The sequence below is a fragment of the Brevundimonas sp. GW821-FHT02A10 genome, from assembly GCF_059422025.1.
Map to the genome: position 1 here is coordinate 80,045 of NZ_JBWKWC010000007.1, position 15,688 is coordinate 95,732.

The following is a 15,688-nucleotide window of genomic DNA, read 5'->3' on the forward strand; positions in this document are numbered from 1 at the left end:
AAGATAGCGCGGGTCGGAGACCTTCGCCATCAAGACTGCGTCACTAGAACAGGTCGCCCTGATCCGCCGGCGGGACCTTGGGCTTCGGCGCCGGACGGAGAGGGGCCGCGCGGACCGGCTCAAGAGCGGGCGCATCGCCACCGCCGTCGATCCGCGCGCCCTTCGACCCATCGGGGAAGACGAGCGTCACGGCCTGACCCGGCGACAGGGCGGCGGCGCTGGCGATCATGCGGCCGGTATCGTCGTCGATGCGGGCGAAGCCCGGTTTGGGCTTCTTCGGGTCGAGGCTGGCGAGCGCCCGCGACAGGCCGTGCAGTCGGTCCTGCGCCCGCTCGATCCGGCGTGGGATCGGAACCGCCAGTCGGGCGGCGACGCCTTCCAGCCGGTCGCCGCGCCGTTCGATGGCCCGGTCCAGCAGGGCGCGGCTCAGGCGGCCGCCGACGGCGACCAGTCGCCGCTCGTGCAGGTCCGCATTCCTCTGCAGACCCGAGGCCAGACGGCTCGAGGCGTGATCCAGACGCTGTTGGGCCAGGGCCACCAGCTCTTCCGGACGGGCGGGCAGGCCGCGCGCCACGGCGCGGAGACGGGTGCGCCGGTCCTCCAGCAGTCGCGATCCGGCCCGGTCCAGCCGCCGCTCCAGATCGGCGACGGCGAAGCGCAGGTCGGCCAGCACAGGGGTGGCGATCTCGGCCGCGCCTGTGGGCGTCGGCGCCCGCCGGTCCGAGACGAAGTCGATCAGGGTCGTGTCGGTCTCATGCCCCACTGCCGAGATGATCGGGATGGAAGCCGCCGCCACCGTCCGGGCCAGACCTTCGTCGTTGAAGCACCACAGGTCCTCGACCGAGCCCCCGCCGCGCGCCACGATCAGCAAGTCCGGGCGAGGGATGGAGCCGTCCGGCGTCATGGCGTCGAAACCGCGAATGGCGTTGGCGACCTGACCCGACGCCGCGTCGCCCTGGACCACCACCGGCCAGACGACGACCCGACACGGCCAGCGCTCGGCGATGCGATGCAGGATGTCGCGGATCACGGCCCCGGTCGGGCTGGTGATCACCCCGATGGTCGCGGGGAAGGTCGGGATCGGCTTCTTGCGCCCGACGTCGAACAGGCCTTCGCCGCTGAGCTTGACCTTCAGCCGCTCCAGCTGGGCCAGCAAGGCGCCCGCGCCCGCCGCCTCCATCGATTCGATCACGATCTGATAGGACGACCGCGCCGGATAGGAGGTGATCTTGCCGGTGACGATGACCTCGAGCCCCGTCTCAGGCCGCACGCCCAGACCGCGCACCGAACCTTTCCAGATCACGCCGTCGATGGCCGCCTTGTCGTCCTTGAGCGTCAGATAGACGTGGCCTGAGGCGTGGAAATTGACCTTGGACACCTCGCCGCGCAGCCGGACGTGACCGAACCGGTCCTCGAGCGTGCGCTTCAGGGCGAAGGCCAGTTCCGAAATGGTCTGGGGCGGATTGTTGTCCCGCGCGGGTTCGGGCGCCTCGGCCGGACCTTCAAAAACATAGGAGTCGTCGCTCATCGCGACACACTAGCGCGGTCGTGTGATTGGCGGAAACGGCGATGACCGACTATCCTCAGCCCATGGCCGATCCCCCCGGAACCGATCCCGACGACCGCGACCCCTATGAGGAAGAACTGGAGCGCCGCAGCGATGCGCCCGCCGTCAGCCCGTGGCTGATCATCGGCCTGATCCTGATGCTCGGGGTGCTGGTCTATGTGGTGTCGGCGCTCCTGTAACGCCTCGTAAACCCAGTCAGGGCCTGGGGCCCGCTTGACCGAAGCGCCTCAGACGGTCATTGCCCCCGCATGAACATCCTGCTTGTCGGATCGGGAGGGCGCGAACACGCCCTGGCCTGGAAAATCGCCGCTTCGCCGCTGACGAAGCGACTGGTGATCGCGCCCGGCAATCCGGGGATGGAGAAACTCGGTGAGCTGCGCGGCGACCTGAAGGCGGACGACGCCGACGGCCTGGCCGCCCTGGCGCGCGAGATCAAGGCGGATCTGGTCGTGGTCGGCCCGGAAGTGGCGCTGGCCGCCGGTCTCGCCGACCGTCTGGCGGCGGCGGGCATCGCCTGTTTCGGCCCGACCCAGAAGGCGGCCCAGCTGGAGACCTCCAAGGCCTTCTCCAAGGGCTTCCTTGAGCGGCACGAGATCCCGACGGCCGGTTACGGCGTCTATGACCGCGTCGCCGACGCCCGCGCGGCGCTGAACGTCTTCAAGCCCCCCTATGTGATCAAGGCCGATGGTCTGGCCGCCGGCAAGGGCGTGGCCATCAGCCCCGACAAGCCCGACGCCGAGGCCGAGATCGAACGCATGCTGGGCGGCCGCTTCGGCACGGCCGGCGCCCGCGTCGTGATCGAGGAGTTCATGGACGGGGAGGAGGGCTCTCTCTTCGCCCTGTGCGACGGCCAGCGCGCCGTGCTGTTCGGCGGCGCCCAGGATCACAAGCGCGCCTTCGACGGCGACATCGGCCCCAACACCGGCGGCATGGGCGCCTATTCGCCCGCGCCCGTCTTCACGCCCGAGCTGGTCGAGACGGTGGAGCGCGACATCGTCGCCCCGACCATGACCGGCATGGCCGCCGAGGGCGCGCCCTATCGCGGCGTCCTCTACGTCGGCCTGATGGCCACGGCCGAGGGCCCCAAGGTCGTCGAATACAACGCCCGCTTCGGGGATCCGGAGTGCCAGGTCCTGATGATGCGTCTGGCCGGGGACATCGTGCCGGTGCTGCTGGCCTGTGCGCGCGGCGATGTGTCGAAGGTCCAGCCGCCCGCCTTCAAGCCCCAGACGGTGATCTGTGTGGTCATGGCCGCCAAGGGCTATCCCGACAGCCCGCTGGAAGGCTCGATCATCCGCGGCGCCGAACAGGATTTCGGCCCGCACGTCCAGGTCTTCCACGCCGGCACCAAGCGGCGTCCGGACGGCCAGCTGGTCGCCGCCGGGGGGCGCGTGCTCAACGTCTGCGCCGAGGGCGACGACATCGCCCAGGCCCGCGAGCGCGCCTATGAGGCGGTCCGCAAGATCGACTGGCCGGGCGGTTTCAGCCGCTCCGACATCGGCTGGCGCGCGTTGGATAGAGAGTAGAGCCTAGGCCCAGGCGAACAGCAGTCGGCCCGTGCCCATACGCTCGCGCAGGGTGGGCAGGTCGGTGTGGGCGGTGGAGAAGCAGCCGTAGCTGCGGCCCAGCTTGCCTTCGCGAGCCAGGAAGTCCGGATCGGCATAGTTGGCGCCGTGGACGATGATGGCGCGCTCGCGGGCCATATTGTTGGTGTACTCCAGCCCGTCCAGCAGGACGTTCGGGCCCTGGGAAGCGCCCCAGCTGGCGCCGGCGGTCGCATAGGCGCCGACCGAGGACATGTAGCTTTCCGGAGTGTTGGAGAAGTTGCGGGCGTAACCCGAGTGCTGGGGGTCCGAGCCGCGGCCGTGGCAGGTGCGGAAGGCCTTGACCTGACCGCTGTACAGATCGACCTCGTACAGCCGCTCCTCGCCCGAGAATTTCTGGAAGTCGACAAGATACATGCGGTCGCGCAGGGGCAGGCGGTCGTGGTGAACGTCCAGGGCCTGCATGGCGCGCTGCATCAGCTCGGGCCGGACCTGACGGTAGGGATCCAGCGGCGGCGGCGTGTACTGCGTCTGCTGGACGACCACGCGCTGCGCGGGAGGCGGAACCGGGACGGAGGCCTGTGCGAGCTGAACCGGGGCCTGAACGGCCTGGTTGGTGGCGCAACCGGCGAGCATCGCCGATCCGCCCAGAATAAGGCCTCGTCTCGAAAGCCGCATGCGACGCCCCTCGCGCGGTTGATGTTACGCCCTAACGTGTCTCATGAAATTACCCCTCGTCCAACCTTGGCCTTGGCTCGGGAACCATTCCGCCTATGGTGAAGCCGCTGTTTCCGGGAGGGGTTTATGACCAAGGTGAGCGTAGCCTTAGGGCTAATGTGTCTGGCGTTTGGCGGAAGCGTGGCCGCGCAAACCCCCACGGTCGCGGCCAATTCCCCCGATACGGGAACCACGTTCGTTCAAGTCGGGCGGCTTTTGGCCGATCCGTCCACCGGTGTTGTGCAGCGCGATAAAACTCTCGTGATCGCAGGGAACAAAGTCGTCGAAATCCGCGACGGCTTCGTGGGTGAGGGCCATATCGTTGATCTGCGGGACGAATTCGTCCTGCCGGGACTCATCGACAGCCACGTCCATCTGACCGGCCAGCAAGGCTCCAACAGTCGGCTGGATGAGGTGACCCGGTCCAACGCGGATCAGGCGATGGTCGGCGCCGGATATGCGCGCAAGACCCTGATGGCCGGCTTCACCACGGTCGCGGACCTCGGCGCCTCCAACGAGTCCATCTTCGCCCTCAGGGACGCCATCAAACGCGGCGACGTGCCGGGACCGCGCGTGATCGCCGCCGGGTCGGCGGTGTCGATCCATGGCGGCCACGGCGACGTCAACGGCTTCAGCGACGACGTCATGCATCTGCTGTCGCCGGAAAGCGTCTGTTCGGGCGCCGACGACTGCATGCGCGCTGTGCGGCTTCAGGTGCGGTCGGGCGCCGACATCATCAAGATCACCGCCACGGGCGGGGTCCTGTCCAACACCGCCGCGGGCCTGGCCCAGCAGTTCACTGAGGCCGAGCTGGCCGCCATCGTTGAGTCCGCCCACCGCATGGGCCGCCAGGTCACCGCCCACGCCCACGGTACGGACGGCATCAACGCCTTCCTGCGCGCCGGCGGCGACTCGATCGAGCACGGCACCTATCTGGACGATGAGTCGATCCGTCTGTTCCATCGCGAGGGCGTCTGGCTGGTCCCGACCCTGCTGGCGGGCGACTTCGTTTACCGGATCGCCTCGGGCCCCAACAATTTCCTGACCCCGGCCCAGACCGCCAAGGCGCTGGAGGCGGGGCCGAAGATGCTCGACATGGCCCGCCGGGCGCATGAGGGCGGGGTGCGGATCGCGTTTGGCACAGATACGGGCGTTTCGGCGCACGGCGATAATGCGCAGGAGTTCGCGCTTCTGGTCCGGGCCGGGCTGACGCCGCTGGAGGCGGTGCAGGCGGCGACGGTCGGGGCGGCCGAGCACCTGCGCATCTCGAACGAGGCTGGCAGGATCGCGGTCGGCATGCCGGCGGACATCGTCGGCGTCCACGGCGACCCGCTGACCGACGTCACGACGCTGGAGCACATGGCCTTCGTGATGAAGGGCGGGGTGGTTTACCGCGAGGACTGAAGCAGGAAGGCGGCGAAGCCCGCCTCGTCCTCGAACCGCGCCACGACGGGCCAGGAGACGACCCTGATCCGCCATTCGGGGCTGAGGCGGACCCAGTCCTTTTCCGTGGTGACCAGACCCGCGCCGTGCAGTTCGGCCCGCTCGGCGAGGAAGCGCAGGTCCTCGGGGCGGTAGTCGGCGTGGTCGGGGAAGGGGGCGAAGTCGACCAGGTCGCAGCCCGCCGCGATCAGCGACCGCTCGACCTTCCACGGCTTGGCGATGCCCGCGAAACCGACCTGCGGTCCCGAAGGCGGCGGCCCCGCGGGCTCCAGCCGGGCGATGAAGACGGGCAGGCCGCCGAACGTGGCGACCAGCTCCGGATCGGCCTCAGGCAGATCGGCGGGCAACAGAACCACCACGGCGTCGGCGCGGGCCAGACCGGCGTTCAACGGCTCGCGCATGGGCCCCGACGGGAAGACCGAGCCGTCGCCGAACGGCCATTCCTCGCCGCGCGTCTCGCCGTCCACGACGATCAGGCTGAGCGTCTTCTTCAGCTTCATGTTCTGGTGGGCGTCGTCGAGGACGAGCGCCTTCGCCCCCGCCGCCACAGCGGCCTCGGCCCCCGCGACCCGATCGGCCGAGATCCAGGCCGGGCTGCCGATGGCCAGCATCAGCGGCTCATCGCCGACGTCGGCGGCGGTGTGGACGGCCGGATCGACCCGCAGCGGCCCCGTCAACGTTCCGCCATAGCCGCGCGACAGGGCGGCGGCCTCCACCCCCGCCGCGCGCAGCAGCCGCAGGGTCTCGCGCGCCACCGGCGTCTTGCCGGAGCCGCCGACCGTCAGATTGCCGATGGAGACCACAGGCACGCCCGGATCGACCGGCGTCGCCTTGGCGATCCGCCGGGCGGTCACGGCGGCCCAGAGCCACGATGCAGGCTTCAGCAGGGTTCGTGTGACGCGGGCGTGGTTGCTGTCCCGGATATACCACCAGCGGGGTGTCGACAGCTTCACGGGCGACCTCCCGACGGAGGCAGCAGCGGCTGCAGCGCGTCCCACAGCCGGTCGAGGCCCGCACCCGCGTCGGCTGCGGCCTTCTTCGCTCGCTCGCCCATGGCCCGGGCGGCGGCGGGATTGTCCAGCAGCGGCGTGATGACGTGGGGCAGGTCGGCCGGGGCCGCGACCACGGTCAGACCGCCCGCCTCATGCAGGGCCTCGGTGACCTCGACCCAGTTGGGATAGTCGGGCCCCGACACGGAGGGCTTGCCCAGCCGCGCCGGCTCCAGCGGATTGTGCCCGCCGACCGAGGCCTGACCGATGGCCGGGCCGAAGCTGCCGCCCATGACCACCACATCGGCCAGCCGCAGGAACAGGCCCAGCTCTCCCAGGGTGTCGGCGACATAGAGGTCGGTGCCGCCGTCCAGCTGACCGCCGCGCGACCGCATGACGAAGCGATAGCCGTCGCGGGTCAAAAGGCCGGCGATCTCAGCCGCCCGTTCCGGATGGCGTGGCACAATGACCAGACAGACCCGCACGGGCAGGGCGTCGAGCGCGTGGACGATGGCGATCTCCTCGCCCTCGTGGGTGCTGGCCGCGACGATCACCGGCCGGTCGCCGATGGCGGCGCTCAGGCGACTGAAAGCGGCCGTGTCATGGGGCAGGGGGGCGCCCGAGAGCTTGAGGTTCACCAGCCCGTCGACGCGCGCGCCCAGCTGTTCCAGTCGCAGCGCAGAGGCCTGATCCTGCGGCAGGATACGGTCATAGCTCGACAGGATCTGGCGGATCGCGCCGGGGAAGCGGCCCCAGCCCTTCGCCGTCTTCTCGGTGATCCGGGCGCTGACGAGGGCCAGTTTGACGCCCCGCGCCTTGGCCGCCGCGATCAGATTGGGCCACAGCTCGCTCTCGACGAAGACGCCCAGCGTCGGCTTCCAGTGATCGAGGAAGGCGGCGACGGCCTGCGGTCCGTCCACCGGTGCGAACTGGTGGATGACGCCCGTCGGCAGCCGTTGGGCCAGCAGGGTCGCGGAGGTCAGGGTGCCCGAGGTGACCAGCACGGTCAGCTCGGGCCGCGCCTTGCGAATGCGTTCGACGACCGGCAGCAGGGACAGGGTCTCGCCGACGCTGACGCCATGCAGCCAGACGAGGTCGCCCTCGGGCCGCGCCATGCGGGTCAGACCGAGGCGCTCATCGACCCGGACCGGGTCCTCCTTGCCCTGTTTGACCCGCGCATCCAGCAGGCGCGGCGCCAGAGGCTCCAGCATCCGGGTCAGCAGGCGGTAGGCGAGGAGGGCGGGGCTCATGCTTCCGCCGGGGCCGTCAGACCCGTGATCGCGTCCGCCCGCGCCTCGACCGCGTTCAGCCTCGCCGTCCAGTCCAGCGCGACCTCGGCCAGATCGCCGTCCGCCGGGAAGCGGTCGATGTCCCAGACGATGGCGCCCTTGGCGAAGGGCAGGGGCAGGATGGCCTTGTCCCAGCTCTTCAGCCGGATCGCGGGGCTGCAGCTCATGCCGATGAACAGAACCGGCGCCTTCGACAGTTTCGCCATCAGGGGCAGGCCTTCGGCCATCTGGCGGGCCGGGCCGCGCGGGCCGTCGGGGGTGATGGCCAGGGCGCCGAGCTTCAGCTGCTTCAGACCATCGCGCAGGGCCTGGGTCCCGCCCTTGGCCACCTCCGCCTTGTCCTTGTTGGCCGAGGAGCCGCGCACGGCGGGGAAGCCCTGCAGGGCCACCGCCTTGGCGATGAACTGGCCGTCGGGCGACAGGGAGATCAGGGCCTTGGCCGGCTGGGCAACGTCCAGCGGCCAGCACGATGGGCTGAGGCCGATACGCGAATGCCAGAAGGCGCACAGCACCCCGCCGCCCTCGGCCCAGACGCCCTCGGCGACGCCGCGGTTCTCATACGTCCAGCGGATGGTGCGGAAGCAGAACGACATCCAGCCCGCCAGCACATGGGACAGGATCGACTGGATGACGGGATTGCGGAGCGGTCTCACCTCAGGCGACCGTTTCCACCGCCGGCGTCCCGTCCAGCGACTGCTGCTTCGCCAAACGGGCGTAGAGGCCGCCCTTCCTGACCAGCTGCTTGTGGGTTCCGGTCTCGACGATACGGCCGGCCTCCAGCACATGGATGCGGTCGGCATTCATCACGGTCGACAGCCGGTGAGCGATCATCAGGGTGGCGCGCCCCTGCATCAGCCGCTCCAGCGCCGCCTGGACCAGGGCCTCGCTCTCGGTGTCCAGCGCCGAGGTGGCCTCGTCGAGCAGCAGGATCGGGGCGTTCTTCAGGAAGGCGCGGGCGATGGCGATGCGCTGGCGCTGGCCACCAGACAGCCGCATCCCGGCCTCGCCCGCCCGGGTCTGATAGCCCTGCGGCAGGGCGGTGATGAAGTCATGGGCGGCGGCGGCGCGGGCGGCGGCCTCGATCTCGTCCTGGGTTACGCCCTCGCGGCCATAGGTGATGTTGGCGGCGATGGTGTCGTCGAACAGGAAGGGCTCCTGGGTCACCAGGGCGATGCGATCGCGCAGCTCCGGCAGGGCCAGGTCGCGGATATCGACCCCGCCCACTGTCACCGACCCGGCCGTCACGTCATAGAAGCGCGGCAGCAGGCTCAGGATCGTCGACTTGCCCCCGCCCGAGGGCCCCACCAGAGCTACGGTCTCGCCGGGCTTCACGGTCAGGGACACGTCGGACAGGGTCGGGGCGATGCCTTCCTGCAGGCCTCCGTAGGCGAAGGACACGGCGTCCAGCGCCACGGTCAGCGGTCCTTCCGGCAGAGCGTGGGGATCGGTCGCCTCCCGGATCTCGGGCTGGATGTCGAGGGCGGCGAACAGGCGCCGCGCGGCCGTCAGGCCTTCGGCCATGACGGTCTGCAGATTGGTCACCTGCCGCAGCGACTGGCCGGCGGACATCAGCAGGCCGATGAAGGCGGCGAACTCGCCCACGCTCATATGGCCTTCGCGGGCGCGCCAGCCGGCATAGGCCATGACCGCCGCCACGATCACCATGGCGAAGAAGTTGGAGAAGGGACCGGCGAAGGCTCTGGAGTCCGCGCTCTTGATCACATGGCGCTGACGGCGGCCAACCACCTCGCCGACGCGGGCCTCCTCGGCGGCTTCCTGGTTCTCGATCTTGATCAGCCGGACGCCGTCGAGGTTCTCCATCAGGGCGGTCGACAGGTTCTCGGTCTCCAGCATGGCTCCGGTCGTGGCCTTGCGCGTCCGCTTGGAGAAGCGGCGCAGCACATAGGTGATGGCCGGCACACCCAGCAGGACGATCAGCGTCAGCTGCCAGTCGCTCCAGGCCATGAAGGCGATGACGGCGATCAGGGTCAGGCCGTGCTGGGTGTAGTTGACCACCCCGTTGGTGAAGGCCTCGCGCACCAGATTGGCGTCGAACAGGACGCTGGAGACGAAGGCGCCCGAGTGCTGGCTGCGCAGCCGGGCCAGATCGGCGCGGATCATCGCTCCGAACAGGCGCACCTGAATGTCGCCGACGATGCCGTGGCCCAGTCGGTTGACCAGCGCCGCCTGACCCAGAGCCGCGATGGTCCAGATCACCGCCATACCGACGATGAAGGCCGGGATCGCCCACAGGGCCTCGGACGGCGGGATGGGGAACAGGCCCCAGATCTTCACGGGCGTGCGAAGGAACAGGCCGTTGATCGCCGGCTCAAGCAGTTGCAGCACGGTCGCGGCGACCACGCCAACGATGGCCGCGCAGAGGATGGAGGCGAACAGGGCCGTCTTGTGCCGCGAGAGATAGTCGCGCCAGATCCGCGCCAGCAGCGGGCGCAGGCGTTCGTCTTGATCGGGCAGGGCAGGCGTCGTCATCGGACGGAGGTCGGACGGACGGCCCGGCAAGTCAAGCGCGGCGATCCTGTTACTCGCGGACTGTGACCTTCGGGGTGTCGTCGGTGATCAGGGTCAGGCCCGCCGCCGCCCCCTCGACTGGCCTGGCCGGCGCGACGGTCGGGTTGGAGGCGTAGCGGCTGCCGTCGAACGGAATCAGGGCCTCATGCGGCGTCGCGCCGCCGCCAGAGACCCCGACCGCCAGATCGGGCAGATCGTGACTGCGGCTCTCCAGCACCCGGATCGGGGTCCGGGTCACGGTCAGCCGCCCGACCCGCTCGAAACCGGCCTCTGTCTTGAGCGCCACCAGCAGGACGCAGCCGCCCGAGCCGCAATAGTCCCCGCCCGTCAGATACGCGAAGCTCAGGCCGTCCGGGCCCGCCGCGGCAGCGTACTGCAGAGGCATGCCGCCGTCCTTGACCTGATCCCGGACCCAGGCGTCGAAGGCCGGATCGACGGTCGGGGCGGCGGTCGGAGCGGGAACCGCCGGAGCGGCCGCCGCGGTGGCCAGCGCCTCGGCGGGCGTCTTCTCCGCAGGCGCGGGCGAACATGCGGTCGAGGCCAGGGCGGCGAGGACGGCGATGGGGGCGAAGGTCTTCATGGGCGGGGCTCCTCTGATGCGGGGGAGTGTGACGCAGGCGGCAACGGCAAATCCTCAGCCGTAATCACCACCGTCCCCGCCGGGTTCCCCGAGGGCCGCGCGCCGTAGTCGGCCGGGGCCCCGACATAGTGGTCGTTGAGGAAGGGTAGCAGGACCTCGTTCGGCGCATGGGGCGCGCCGCCGCCGACCTTGGAGCCCGAGCCGCCGTCCACCGTGACCGTGATCCCCAGATCGGGCATGCCGTTGGTGGTGCTGGCCAGAAGCCGGATCGGGCGCTGCACGAAGCCGATGTCGCCCACCTGTTCGAAGGCGTCTCCGGTGCGGCGGAAGACGAAAAGGTCGCAGCCTTCCGGGATGCACAGGCCGTCGCCGACGACATAGAGCAGGGTCAGGGTCTGGCCCCCGGCCTGAACCGTCTTGCCGATGAAGCGGGCGTTGGACCGGGCGGGCTCGTCCAGCATCGCGCGCACGGCGGCGAGGGTCGGATCGTCCGGCGCGACCGCCGTCAGCACAGGCGCCGGCTGGTCGGCGGGCACGGGCACGGAGGGCGGCACGGGTGGCTGGCCGGGGTGGCGCTCGGAGGATCGGGAACAGCCGGCCATGCCGAGGATCAGCGCCAGACCCACAATCCCGAGGCGCGCCTTCATCTGTGTCTCTCCCGGTTCGGTCGCAACCTAAAGCAATTCCCGCCGGCCTGTCGCCTGATGACGCGGCGGCTTTGAACCTCTATCTGCGCCCCATGCCGCGTTTCGACCTTTCCACGCCCGCCGGCCGGTTCCACGCCGGCTGGGACTATTTCTGGAGCGACCACGCCTTTCTCAGGCTGGCCTTCTCGAACGCGCACTGGCTGGGCCCGGATCTGGTCCGCACCAACCAGCCCTCGCCGCGCCAGCTCAAGGGCTGGGCCGACCGGGGGATCAGGACGGTCATCAACCTGCGCGGCGAGCGGGACGAGAGCTATTACTGGCTGGAGAAGGCGGCGTGTCAGGCCCTGGGCCTGACCCTGATCGACGCCCCGCTGGATTCGCGCGACGTGCCCGAGCCCTATCGCATCCACCGCGCCATCAAACTGTTCCAGACCATCGAATATCCGGTCCTGATCCACTGCAAGTCGGGGGCGGACCGGGCCGGGCTGATGGCGGTTCTGTATCGCCACTTCCACCTCGGCGAGCCGATCTCGGTCGCCATGGAGCAGCTGTCCAAGAAGTATCTGCACAGCCGCGAGGGCCTGACCGGCGTCCTCGACTATTTCCTTGAGAAGTACGTCCGCGAGATCGAGCCGACAGGGATGAGCTTCCTCGACTGGATCGACAGCCCCCTCTACGACCCCGAGACCATCAAGGCCGAGTTCAAGGCCGGCTGGTGGGGGACGCTCCTGACCGACAAACTGCTGCGGCGGGAGTAGCGACAGGCTTGACTTCGCAGGTTTGCAAATGTCGGTAGTCGACCTGTTACGAAGACGGAGGGTAGAGCTTGGGAGATCTGATGATCATCGCCACGATGCTGTTGGGTCTCAGCCAATCGGGGCTGCTTGCTCCAGCACGGCCTGAACCTGTCGTTTGCGAGCGATCCGAACGCGATCCAACGACCGGGTCTAGGCTCTGGTGCCCCGGCGAGGCTCGGGGGCTACGCGTGCCGCAACGCCTGCTCACGACCATGCCCATCGATGGCGTGGGCAAGGGATGGGCGCTGTTGAAATGCGATCTCGGCGAAGGTGGCGCGACGACGGCGTGCAGCCTTGCCGATGAGTCGCACCCGGGGTCTTCGTTCGGTGTCTGGGCGGCGCGAGTTCAGCTGAAGGCGGTTGTGCTGGAAGCCGATGACGATGTTCCTGCGCCCGGCGATAGCTACTACGCCTTCGCGCGATGGGAAGTTCGCTAGCGTTCGCTGGTTCAGTCGTCAGCCCCAGGGGCCGCGCTTCTGCCCGGTCGGGGGCGGCGACGACGCCTCCCCCTGACCATCAGCCTCTTCCGCCGCGATCTCCGCATCCCGCCGCGCCTTGCGGTCGGCTTCCCATTTGCGGAACACGGTCAGGGCGCCCTGTTCGCGGCGCAGGGCGACGATCCAGAACAGCAGCAGGGCCAGAAGGCTGACCAGCGCGCCGATCTGCTCCGCATCCAGGGTCTTGCCGAACAGGGTCAATGTCTCGTCTCCGCTTGAGGAAGGCCGCCGACCTCCGACAGGTCGGATACGGGCGGGGCATGGGCGAAGGGATCGTTCGAGGCGGCGGGTGCGGGCGCCGCGGCGGGGGTCTCGACGAACACCGAACGGGAAAGCGGGGCGTCTGCGAAGGCATCAGGCTCGGCCGGACAGGCGGGCTCCGCAGACGGCCTGATTGCCGCCTTGCCGGCCCGGGTCAGAGGTGGCTGGGGCAGCAGGTGGGCGACGAAATGCCACCAGGTTTCACGGGTGTGCCAGGCGACGATCGCCACTCCCAGCAGCAGCAGGCTGAGGATGACGAGGAAGGGGGCCATGGAACACTCCGGTACGAACGCCCGTCCTGACTACACGAAGCGTGCCAGAACGGGGGCTCGTTCCCTCATCGGGGGTGCGACTTAGTGATCGCCGCGCGGGTCGATCATCTTGTGGGCGTGCAGGATGAAGAAGCGCATGTGGGCGTTGTCGACGGTGGCCTGGGCGCGGGCCTTCCACGCCTTCTTGGCTTCCTCGTAGTTCGGATAGGCGCCGACGAACTCGACCTGCGACAGGTCGCGGAACACCGGGGCGTCCAGATGGCGCAGCTCGCCGCCGATCACGAGGTGGAGCAGTTGCGGGGTTTCGACTTCGGTATGGGCGCTCATCGGGGATCCTTGAAGGCGGGGAGGGGGCTATGAGGCCAGCGGGATAGGCGCTGTGCGCCGGATGATCAACGGGTGCAGGGCCGGAGCGCTGCAAACCAGACTGGCCTGACGCGGATCCGGGCGGTTGAACAGCCACGGCCGGCCCTTGTGATCCGACACCTTCGCCCCTGCCTCGGTGGCGATCAGCCAGCCCGCCGCGACGTCCCAGTCCCACTTGGGACCCATGGCGATGGCGGCGTCGAAGGCCCCGGCGGCCACCAGGGCCATGCGATAGGCGAGGGCGTTGCGCTTCTCATATCGCATCGCAGGCCAGGGCTCGGGCCACTCGGGCCGCTCCATCAACTGGGCGTCGGCCAGTACCGAGGCGTCGTCCAGACTGTCGGTGTCGGCCGGGGCGATAGGCCGCCCATTGCGCCGCGCCCCGCCACCCGTCGTGGCCACATAGGTCTCGTCCAGCTGAGGGGCATGGATGACGGCGGCGACCGGCAGGCCGTTCTCGACCACGCAGATGGGCACGCACCACCAGGCCGCGTTCTTCATGAAGGCCCGGGTGCCGTCGATCGGATCGACGATGAAGATGCGTTCGCGGCTCAGGCGCTCGCTGGAATCCGCCGTCTCCTCCGAAAGCCAACCGTAATCCGGACGGGCGGTTAGCAGCATGTCCTTCAGTAATGCATCAACCGCCAGATCGGCGCTGGTCACCGGCGAACCGCCCGACTTGGACCAGACCTTGATCCCCTTGTCCCGCTCCGCCAGGGCCAGGTCGCCGGCGGCGACCGCAGCGGCGCGGATCAGTTCGAGGTCGGCGTCCAGGTCGATCATTTGCCCGCGATGGCCACCGCGTCGAACAGCAGGGACGGGCTGTTGAAGGCCGAGCGGAACTCCAGATCCGAACCCGGGACCATCCGCGTCCACAGGGCCTTCAGATTGCCGGCCACGGTGACTTCCGAGACCGGATAGGCCAGTTCCCCGTCCTCGAACCAGAAGCCGGACACCCCGGCGGACCAGTCGCCGGTATTGCCGTTCAGCGAGGGGCCGAACATGGAGGTGACCAGAAGCCCGGTCCCGGCGTCGCCGATCAGCCCGGCCTTGTCGCGCAGACCCGCCGTCAGATGCAGGTTGTGGGTCGAGACGCCCGGAGGCCCCGCCAGACCACGCGAGGCGTGGCCCGTCGAGCGCAGGCCCAGCTGCTTGGCCGAGCCCGAGTTGAGCAGCCAGGTCATCAGGGCGCCGTCGTCGACAATATATTGCTTCTCGACCGTCACCCCCTCGTCGTCGAAGGGGGTGGAGCCCAGGCCGCGCGGCCGGAACGGGTCGTCGATCAGGCTGACGCCCGAGGGCAGCAGTTTCCTGTGCAGATCGTCCTTCAGGAACGACGTGCCGCGCGCGATGGAGGGGCCCGAGATGGCGCCCAGCAGGGGCGACAGGATCTGGGTCGCGACCCGGTTCTCGAAGATGACGGGGGCGGTGGTCGAGGCGATCTTGCGCGGACCGGTGCGGGCCACGGCCTTGCGCCCGGCCTCGGCGCCGATGGACTGGGCGTCCGGCAGGTCGGAGAAGTGGCGCGTCGTCCGGCTCTCCCCGCCGCGCTCCATGCCGCCGTCCTTCTCGGCGATGACGCCGACGCCCAGCGAGAAGGCGCTGCCCTGATAGCGGCCGTCGAAGCCGTGCGAGGTCACCAGTCGCCATTCGCTGGACGAGGTGGAGGCGTAACCGCCCTCCGACCGGACCACGCCTTCGACGGCGAGCGCGACGCCCTCGGTCTCGGCGGCCGCAGCCTCCAGCTCGGCGGCCGAGCGTTCGGTGGCGTCATAGAGGTCGAGGTCGCGGTGCGGTCCCATGTTCAGCCGGTCCTGCGGGGCCAGCATGGCGTAGGGATCTTTGGGGGCCAGCTTCGCCATCGCCACGACCCGCTCGACCAGCCGGTTGCGGGTGGCCTCGGACAGGTCCGAGGCCGAGACCGAAGCCTGCCTCTGGCCGACGAAGACGCGCAGGCCCAGATCGCGCGATTCCTCGCGCTCGACCTCTTCCAGCGCCCCGTTGCGCACCCCCACCGACATAGAGCGCCGTTCGGACGTCACCGCCTCCGCGGCGTCAGCCCCCGCCTTCAGGGCGGCGGCGATCAGATCATGCAGAAGTTCAGGCGAAGCAGCATCGGACATGCCCCGATATGGCCGACCGGGGCCTGCGCCGCAATGTCGGGAGGGGAATGGACGCCGGGGTTTGTCC

General features: G+C 69.4%; 18 protein-coding genes. 5 read left to right on the plus strand and 13 right to left on the minus strand.

The window, feature by feature from the left end; translation table 11 throughout:
• Positions 1-43: 43 nt before the first annotated feature.
• Positions 44-1,528, minus strand: coding sequence for an exodeoxyribonuclease VII large subunit (gene xseA, locus AC07U0_RS16530; RefSeq protein ID WP_494721072.1), 1,485 nt, complete (start codon positions 1,526-1,528; stop codon positions 44-46).
• Between the two features lie 41 nt (positions 1,529-1,569).
• Here xseA and AC07U0_RS16535 point away from each other — a divergent pair, with 41 nt between their 5' ends.
• The gene (locus tag AC07U0_RS16535) at positions 1,570-1,746 is read left to right on the plus strand and encodes a hypothetical protein (RefSeq protein ID WP_494721073.1); all 177 of its coding nucleotides are present in this window, start codon (positions 1,570-1,572) and stop codon (positions 1,744-1,746) included.
• Between the two features lie 69 nt (positions 1,747-1,815).
• Positions 1,816-3,093 (plus strand): phosphoribosylamine--glycine ligase, encoded by a 1,278-nt coding sequence (gene purD, locus AC07U0_RS16540; RefSeq protein WP_494721074.1) that lies wholly within the window; start codon positions 1,816-1,818, stop codon positions 3,091-3,093.
• Positions 3,094-3,096: 3 nt separating this feature from the next.
• Here the strand turns inward: purD and AC07U0_RS16545 are convergent, their stop codons facing one another.
• Positions 3,097-3,747 (minus strand): murein L,D-transpeptidase catalytic domain-containing protein, encoded by a 651-nt coding sequence (locus tag AC07U0_RS16545; protein ID WP_494721075.1) that lies wholly within the window; start codon positions 3,745-3,747, stop codon positions 3,097-3,099.
• 168 nt (positions 3,748-3,915) lie between these two features.
• Here AC07U0_RS16545 and AC07U0_RS16550 point away from each other — a divergent pair, with 168 nt between their 5' ends.
• Positions 3,916-5,232 (plus strand): metal-dependent hydrolase family protein, encoded by a 1,317-nt coding sequence (locus AC07U0_RS16550; protein WP_494721076.1) that lies wholly within the window; start codon positions 3,916-3,918, stop codon positions 5,230-5,232.
• Here the strand turns inward: AC07U0_RS16550 and lpxK are convergent.
• From lpxK to AC07U0_RS16580, 6 genes are read right to left on the minus strand one after another with little or no spacing between them, the layout of a single operon-like run.
• Entirely contained in the window at positions 5,217-6,224 is a 1,008-nt protein-coding gene (gene lpxK / locus AC07U0_RS16555; protein WP_494721077.1) for a tetraacyldisaccharide 4'-kinase, read from the minus strand. The genes AC07U0_RS16550 and lpxK overlap by 16 nt on opposite strands.
• Positions 6,221-7,510, minus strand: coding sequence for a 3-deoxy-D-manno-octulosonic acid transferase (locus AC07U0_RS16560; protein WP_494721078.1), 1,290 nt, complete (start codon positions 7,508-7,510; stop codon positions 6,221-6,223). The genes lpxK and AC07U0_RS16560 overlap by 4 nt, the downstream gene beginning before the upstream one ends.
• Positions 7,507-8,202, minus strand: coding sequence for a lysophospholipid acyltransferase family protein (locus AC07U0_RS16565; protein WP_494721079.1), 696 nt, complete (start codon positions 8,200-8,202; stop codon positions 7,507-7,509). The genes AC07U0_RS16560 and AC07U0_RS16565 overlap by 4 nt, the downstream gene beginning before the upstream one ends.
• Before the next feature lies 1 nt (position 8,203).
• Positions 8,204-10,039, minus strand: coding sequence for an ABC transporter ATP-binding protein (locus AC07U0_RS16570; protein WP_494721080.1), 1,836 nt, complete (start codon positions 10,037-10,039; stop codon positions 8,204-8,206).
• Positions 10,040-10,088: 49 nt separating this feature from the next.
• Positions 10,089-10,658 (minus strand): COG3650 family protein, encoded by a 570-nt coding sequence (locus AC07U0_RS16575; RefSeq protein ID WP_494721081.1) that lies wholly within the window; start codon positions 10,656-10,658, stop codon positions 10,089-10,091.
• Positions 10,655-11,305 carry a hypothetical protein gene (locus AC07U0_RS16580; RefSeq protein WP_494721082.1) on the minus strand — a complete coding sequence of 217 codons (651 nt, stop codon included), beginning with the start codon at positions 11,303-11,305 and terminating at the stop codon, positions 10,655-10,657. Before AC07U0_RS16580 ends, AC07U0_RS16575 begins: the two co-directional genes overlap by 4 nt.
• Before the next feature lie 92 nt (positions 11,306-11,397).
• On the opposite strand from AC07U0_RS16580, the gene AC07U0_RS16585 reads away from it, so the two are divergent.
• Positions 11,398-12,063, plus strand: coding sequence for a fused DSP-PTPase phosphatase/NAD kinase-like protein (locus AC07U0_RS16585; protein ID WP_494721189.1), 666 nt, complete (start codon positions 11,398-11,400; stop codon positions 12,061-12,063).
• Between the two features lie 80 nt (positions 12,064-12,143).
• On the plus strand, positions 12,144-12,539 hold the full coding sequence (locus AC07U0_RS16590; RefSeq protein WP_494721083.1) for a hypothetical protein: 396 nt from the start codon (positions 12,144-12,146) through the stop codon (positions 12,537-12,539).
• An 18-nt stretch (positions 12,540-12,557) separates the two neighbouring features.
• Here the strand turns inward: AC07U0_RS16590 and AC07U0_RS16595 are convergent, their stop codons facing one another.
• From AC07U0_RS16595 to AC07U0_RS16615, 5 genes are all read right to left on the minus strand, one after another.
• Positions 12,558-12,800: a hypothetical protein gene (locus tag AC07U0_RS16595; protein WP_494721084.1), complete on the minus strand. Its 243-nt coding sequence runs from the start codon at positions 12,798-12,800 to the stop codon at positions 12,558-12,560.
• Positions 12,797-13,132, minus strand: a complete 336-nt coding sequence (locus AC07U0_RS16600; RefSeq protein WP_494721085.1) for a hypothetical protein — start codon at positions 13,130-13,132, stop codon at positions 12,797-12,799. Before AC07U0_RS16600 ends, AC07U0_RS16595 begins: the two co-directional genes overlap by 4 nt.
• An 81-nt stretch (positions 13,133-13,213) precedes the next feature.
• Complete coding sequence (locus AC07U0_RS16605) at positions 13,214-13,459, minus strand: DUF4170 domain-containing protein (RefSeq protein WP_207932357.1); 246 nt, start codon at positions 13,457-13,459, stop codon at positions 13,214-13,216.
• 27 nt (positions 13,460-13,486) lie between these two features.
• On the minus strand, positions 13,487-14,281 hold the full coding sequence (locus tag AC07U0_RS16610) for a 3'(2'),5'-bisphosphate nucleotidase CysQ (RefSeq protein ID WP_494721086.1): 795 nt from the start codon (positions 14,279-14,281) through the stop codon (positions 13,487-13,489).
• A complete protein-coding gene (locus AC07U0_RS16615) occupies positions 14,278-15,621 on the minus strand; it encodes a TldD/PmbA family protein (protein WP_494721087.1) in 1,344 nt (447 codons plus the stop codon). The genes AC07U0_RS16610 and AC07U0_RS16615 overlap by 4 nt, the downstream gene beginning before the upstream one ends.
• Positions 15,622-15,688 lie beyond the last annotated feature (67 nt).

Bases quoted from the DNA above. Each gene is read 5' to 3' on its own strand.
- xseA (WP_494721072.1), bottom strand. From the start codon at position 1,528: ATGAGCGACGACTCCTATGTTTTTGAAGGTCCGGCCGAGGCGCCCGAA.
- AC07U0_RS16535 (WP_494721073.1), top strand. From the start codon at position 1,570: ATGACCGACTATCCTCAGCCCATGGCCGATCCCCCCGGAACCGATCCC.
- purD (WP_494721074.1), top strand. From the start codon at position 1,816: ATGAACATCCTGCTTGTCGGATCGGGAGGGCGCGAACACGCCCTGGCC.
- AC07U0_RS16545 (WP_494721075.1), bottom strand. From the start codon at position 3,747: ATGCTCGCCGGTTGCGCCACCAACCAGGCCGTTCAGGCCCCGGTTCAG.
- AC07U0_RS16550 (WP_494721076.1), top strand. From the start codon at position 3,916: ATGACCAAGGTGAGCGTAGCCTTAGGGCTAATGTGTCTGGCGTTTGGC.
- AC07U0_RS16560 (WP_494721078.1), bottom strand. From the start codon at position 7,510: ATGAGCCCCGCCCTCCTCGCCTACCGCCTGCTGACCCGGATGCTGGAG.
- AC07U0_RS16570 (WP_494721080.1), bottom strand. From the start codon at position 10,039: ATGACGACGCCTGCCCTGCCCGATCAAGACGAACGCCTGCGCCCGCTG.
- AC07U0_RS16575 (WP_494721081.1), bottom strand. From the start codon at position 10,658: ATGAAGACCTTCGCCCCCATCGCCGTCCTCGCCGCCCTGGCCTCGACC.
- AC07U0_RS16580 (WP_494721082.1), bottom strand. From the start codon at position 11,305: ATGAAGGCGCGCCTCGGGATTGTGGGTCTGGCGCTGATCCTCGGCATG.
- AC07U0_RS16585 (WP_494721189.1), top strand. From the start codon at position 11,398: ATGCCGCGTTTCGACCTTTCCACGCCCGCCGGCCGGTTCCACGCCGGC.
- AC07U0_RS16590 (WP_494721083.1), top strand. From the start codon at position 12,144: ATGATCATCGCCACGATGCTGTTGGGTCTCAGCCAATCGGGGCTGCTT.
- AC07U0_RS16600 (WP_494721085.1), bottom strand. From the start codon at position 13,132: ATGGCCCCCTTCCTCGTCATCCTCAGCCTGCTGCTGCTGGGAGTGGCG.
- AC07U0_RS16605 (WP_207932357.1), bottom strand. From the start codon at position 13,459: ATGAGCGCCCATACCGAAGTCGAAACCCCGCAACTGCTCCACCTCGTG.
- AC07U0_RS16610 (WP_494721086.1), bottom strand. From the start codon at position 14,281: ATGATCGACCTGGACGCCGACCTCGAACTGATCCGCGCCGCTGCGGTC.
- AC07U0_RS16615 (WP_494721087.1), bottom strand. From the start codon at position 15,621: ATGTCCGATGCTGCTTCGCCTGAACTTCTGCATGATCTGATCGCCGCC.